Below are 4,480 nucleotides of genomic sequence, written 5' to 3' on the forward strand. Positions count from 1 at the left end.
TCGCGCAGCGCCTTGAAGTCGTCGGCGAGAGCGGTCCGGCTGGTGGTGTCGAGCGAGGTGTCCGAAGCCGCCAGGGCCTTTTCCTTCATCTGAAGGAGCAGGTCCGAGACGGTTTCGCCGGCCGAGATGGCCACATCCACGGTCGACTGCGAGCGTTGCAGCGACTCACGAACCGCATCCAGCGAACGGCTGTTGGCGCGTTGGTTCTGGGCGATGGCCCAGATGGCGCCGTTGTCCTTCGCAGACGCGACCCGCTTGCCCGTGTTGATCCTGGTCTGGGTGGTGCTGAGCTCCGCGTTCGTCTGGTTGAGGTTCTGGAGCGCGATCATCGCGCCCACGTTGGTGTTGACCGAGTTCATCGGCATCGTTGAAGCCTTCCATTCTGGAGGTAAGCGCGGGCTTTTGCCCGCCGGGCGATTTTTCGCCCGCGGAAGGCGTCGCAAGGCGCGGGCCAGGCTTAACCATGGCGCGCAGCCGATATGTGTCTGTTTTTATTGCGGTTTATTCGGCGAATAGGTGCAATTCGCACAGATCTGCGTTAGCCAAACCTGCCGCCCGGCAGGTCCTGCCGGGCGCTTCCGGCGGGTGACATGAAAAAGGCCGCGGACGCGCCGCGGCCTCACCTGCTCAGGCGGGGTTCGACCTTAGGCGGCCGCGGCCTCGCCGCCGGCCAGCCCCTGCATGATCATCCGGTTGATCTCGATGAGGGGTTCGATTTCCTCCTGCTTCCGGATTACCAGGCTGGTGTGCTTGGAGACCCAGATGCTGAGCGAGATGATCGAGGCGCGCAGCTGCGGGGGAAGCTTGTTCTCGGGGTGCTGGCAGTCGGCGCCGAGCACCGCCCACATGCGCCGGTTCCAGTCCAGCGCGTCGATGCGGTTCTTCAGGTCGTCAGGTTCGAACTTCGCGGCTTCCATCAGCGCGCGGGTGACCTGCGCGAACAGCCGATACTCCATGTCGCGCGGGCTCTCCGTCCGCACGACCGCCTGCTGGTAGGCGTTAAGGGACATTCCCCAACCTTTCGTCTTCGTACTCGATCAGCCGCCGGCACAGCATCAGCGCCTTGTAGTACTCGCGCGCCATGCAGTGCTTCGAGATGGCCACGCAGTCGGCCAGCACGGGCGGATTGGCGATCACGCCCATGAACTCCGTCATGCGGCGGACGAACTCGTCGTAATACCGGTCGGCGTTGGCCTCATCGAGGTACATCATCATAACCGGGAAGTAGATCCGCCGGGCGGGGGTGTTCGCCTCGTCGGCCTGCATGATGTCCTTCTCGCGAAGGACCGAGGCCTTGTTCTGGAGCACCAGGACCGAGCGGCGGTCGCCGTTCTGCACGACGGCGCCATTGAGGACGAACCTCTCTCCGGGCCTCAGCGACAATTTCAGCGGCAAGTCCGCCCCCCAACCTTTGCGCTCACGAACCGCCTGCTCGATTCGATCCGCCCATTGTCGCCTTCTGACGGACGGAGCGCATCCACACGCTTAGCCGGCGCGAAGTTAACGGCCCCTTGCCGCACCCTCCCGCTCAGGGGCCTTAAGCGCGCATTAAGCATACCCGCGCGAGCTACGAGGGCCGCTAGGAGTCGCTTTTCATGCCGCGTTCGGCCCGTTCCGCCCACCGTTCCGCCCAGGCGCTACAGTTCGCCGCAGGGGCCGCGAAGCGCCAGGCGGGCGGCGAGACGCTGAACCGCATGACCACCGCTGTCGCCCAGCTCAAGGCCGCGACGGTGCGGCCGCTGCTCCAGAAGGCGGTAGCCGCCATCCGGGCCGAGGACGCCAAGGCGGCCTCGGAATGGGCGCTGAAGGTCCTGGAGCTGGACGAGCGGAACGGCATCGGCTGGTGCCTGCTGGCGATGGCGCGCGAGCGAGCGGGCGACTTCGTCTCGTCGATCTCAGCCTACGAGACCGCGCTGCAGCTGATGCCCGACAATGTGGAGATCGCCAACGACTTGGGCCGGCTGGCGATGCGCATGGGCATGGCGGCCGAGGCCGAGAAGTTCTTCCGGCTCTTCCTGGCCCAGCGTCCGGGCCACCCGGAAGGCGCCAACAATCTGGCGAGCGCATTGCGCACCCAAGGCCGCCGGGCCGAGGCCATCGAGGTGCTGCGGCCGGCCATCCAGCAGGAGCCGACGAACGCCCAGCTCTGGAACGGCCTGGCCGCCGCCGTCGCCGAGGACGGCGACCACGAGAACGCCGAGATCTTCTTCGGCGAAGCTCTGCGCCTGGACCCGAAGTTCTTCAAGGCGCGCTACAACCTCGCCAACACCTTGGCCGACCGCGGCCGCATGCAGGAAGCGCTTGAGCACGTGGAGGCCGCCCTCCCGCGCGTCCGGGCCGAGGACGAGCGCCAGATGATGCGACTGGCCCGGGCGACAATGCGGCTGGCGGTGGGGCGCCTGGCCGAGGGTTGGGACGACTACGAGGCGCGCATCCACCCCCAGTTCGCCGACACCACCGTGTTCCTGATCGACCGCCCGCGGTGGGAGCCGGGCGCCGATCTGGCCGGCAAGTCGCTGCTGATCGTCGGCGAACAGGGCCTGGGCGACGAGATCCTGTTCGCCAACGTGCTGCCCGACGTGCTCGAGCGGCTGGGACCCCACGGCCGGCTGACGCTGGCGGTCGAGCCGCGGCTGGTCCCCCTCTTCGCCCGCAGCTTCCCGCAGGCCCAGGTCGGCGCCCACGCCACCGTCCTGCACGCCGGCCGAGCCGTCCGCGCCATGCCGTTCCTGGAGGACGCCTCGGCGATCGACCTCTGGACGCCGATCGCCTCGCTGCTGCGGGAGTTCCGCCCCGACGTGGCCGCCTTCCCCGATCGCGTCGGCTTCATGGCCGCCGATCCGGCGCGGGTGGCCCACTGGCGCGAGGCCCTGGCGAGCGCGCCCGCGGGCCTCAAGGTGGGCCTCCTCTGGAAGAGCGGCACGGGACGCAACGCGCGCCACCGCTACTTCTCGGCGTTCGAGCAATGGGCGCCGGTGCTGCGCCAGGCGGGCGTCGGCTTCGTGAACCTGCAGTACGGCGACTGCGACGAGGAGCTGGCCTGGGTGCGGCGCGAGCTGGGCGTCGAGATCTGGAACCCGCCGGGGATCGACCTGAAGCAGGACCTGGACGACGTGGCCGCCCTCTCCTGCGCGCTGGACCTGGTGGTGGGCTTCTCGAACGCCACCTTCAACATCGCCGCCGCCTGCGGCGCGCCCGCCTGGCTGATCACGACGCCGGGCGCCTGGCCCAGACTGGGCCTCGCCGACCGCTATCCCTGGTATCCGCAGGCCCGGGTGTTCGCGCCCGAGACCTATGGCGACTGGGACACGGCGATGGCCCAGGTGGCCGAGGCGCTGGCGGGCTTCGCCCAGGCTTGAGGAACGGGCGGTTTTCCTGAGGGTTTTCCTTGGCGAAGGCGCCTTCCGCGCCGCAAGCCTCCAAGGAGCCCCACATGCCCGGCACGAGCTTCGAATCCGAGTCCGACTTCGATCCCCAGGACCAGGCGGAAGCCTTCGACGAGAGCATGACCGTCGGCGGCGAAGGCTCGGTCGCGCTGGGCGGCGACAGCCCGCTCGAGGTCGGGTCCGAGATGCGCACCTTCGAAGAGCTGCCCGAGGTCGAGGACCTGACCCAGCTGATCGGCGACCGTGACGACGACGAGGCGCTCGCGCTCGACGCCGACGAGTTCGATCCGGACGCCATCGACGATGGCGACTTCGAGGAGGACGACGAGCTGGACTACAAGGCCGCGACCGAGGAGCACGAGGACGACCTCGACGGCCTGGGCCCCGACGACGGCTTCAACGACCACCGGATCCTGCGCAGCGAGATCGAGGGGCTGGATGAGGTGCGCGACGCCGACGAGGCCGAGGGCGGCGAGGACGACTTCACCGACTTCCAGGCGCGCAACGTCTCGGACGAGGACCTCAAGGACATGGGCTACTCCGAAGACCGCGGCGGCGAGACCCGCGCCAAGCCCGACGAGTAAGCCGCAACGTCAGGGCGCGGAACCCGCTTGAATGTCGCGCCGCGCCCTATAGGCTGCACCCAGGCAAACAAACGTTCGAATGCGGGCCCCGCCCGCCCTGGGGAGCCCGTATGAGCCAGCGTTTCGAAGGGACCGAGAAGTACGTCGCGACCGAGGACCTGAAGGTGGCGGTCAACGCCGCCATCGCCCTCGAGCGCCCCCTGCTGATCAAGGGCGAACCCGGCACCGGCAAGACGGTCCTGGCCTATGAGATCGCCGAGGCCCTGGGCGCGCCGCTGATCACCTGGCACATCAAGTCGACGACGAAGGCCATCCAGGGCCTTTACGAGTACGACGCCGTCACCCGCCTGCGCGACAGCCAGCTCGGGGACGAGCGGGTCAAGGACGTCAAGAACTACATCAAGAAGGGCAAGCTCTGGGAAGCGTTCGAGAGCCCTGTGCGCCCCGTCCTGCTGATCGACGAGATCGACAAGGCTGACATCGAGTTCCCGAACGACCTCCTGCAGGAGC

5 protein-coding genes and 1 pseudogene are annotated in these 4,480 nt (G+C 68.1%); 3 read left to right on the forward strand and 3 right to left on the reverse strand.

What is annotated here, in order from left to right; translation table 11 throughout:
* From RIF93_RS18920 to flbT, 3 genes and pseudogenes are all read right to left on the reverse strand, one after another.
* A pseudogene (locus RIF93_RS18920) lies at positions 1 to 365 on the reverse strand (flagellin); the annotation flags it as partial.
* Between the two features lie 279 nt (positions 366 to 644).
* Positions 645 to 1,010, reverse strand: coding sequence for a flagellar biosynthesis regulator FlaF (gene flaF, locus RIF93_RS18925; RefSeq protein WP_309093004.1), 366 nt, complete (start codon positions 1,008 to 1,010; stop codon positions 645 to 647).
* Positions 1,000 to 1,395 (reverse strand): flagellar biosynthesis repressor FlbT, encoded by a 396-nt coding sequence (flbT, locus tag RIF93_RS18930; RefSeq protein WP_309093005.1) that lies wholly within the window; start codon positions 1,393 to 1,395, stop codon positions 1,000 to 1,002. The genes flaF and flbT overlap by 11 nt, the downstream gene beginning before the upstream one ends.
* 200 nt (positions 1,396 to 1,595) lie before the next feature.
* On the opposite strand from flbT, the gene RIF93_RS18935 reads away from it, so the two are divergent.
* The 3 genes from RIF93_RS18935 to RIF93_RS18945 form a co-directional block, all read left to right on the forward strand.
* Complete coding sequence (locus tag RIF93_RS18935) at positions 1,596 to 3,359, forward strand: tetratricopeptide repeat protein (protein ID WP_309093006.1); 1,764 nt, start codon at positions 1,596 to 1,598, stop codon at positions 3,357 to 3,359.
* Positions 3,360 to 3,433: 74 nt separating this feature from the next.
* The gene (locus RIF93_RS18940) at positions 3,434 to 3,970 is read left to right on the forward strand and encodes a hypothetical protein (RefSeq protein WP_309093007.1); all 537 of its coding nucleotides are present in this window, start codon (positions 3,434 to 3,436) and stop codon (positions 3,968 to 3,970) included.
* 110 nt (positions 3,971 to 4,080) lie between these two features.
* On the forward strand, positions 4,081 to 4,480 hold a 400-nt coding region (locus RIF93_RS18945), incomplete at its 3' end, for a MoxR family ATPase (protein WP_309093008.1).

The sequence above is a fragment of the Phenylobacterium sp. genome (genome assembly GCF_031181185.1).
GTDB lineage: Bacteria > Pseudomonadota > Alphaproteobacteria > Caulobacterales > Caulobacteraceae > Phenylobacterium.

Bases quoted from the DNA above. Each gene is read 5' to 3' on its own strand.
- flaF (WP_309093004.1), bottom strand. From the start codon at position 1,010: ATGTCCCTTAACGCCTACCAGCAGGCGGTCGTGCGGACGGAGAGCCCG.
- RIF93_RS18935 (WP_309093006.1), top strand. From the start codon at position 1,596: ATGCCGCGTTCGGCCCGTTCCGCCCACCGTTCCGCCCAGGCGCTACAG.
- RIF93_RS18940 (WP_309093007.1), top strand. From the start codon at position 3,434: ATGCCCGGCACGAGCTTCGAATCCGAGTCCGACTTCGATCCCCAGGAC.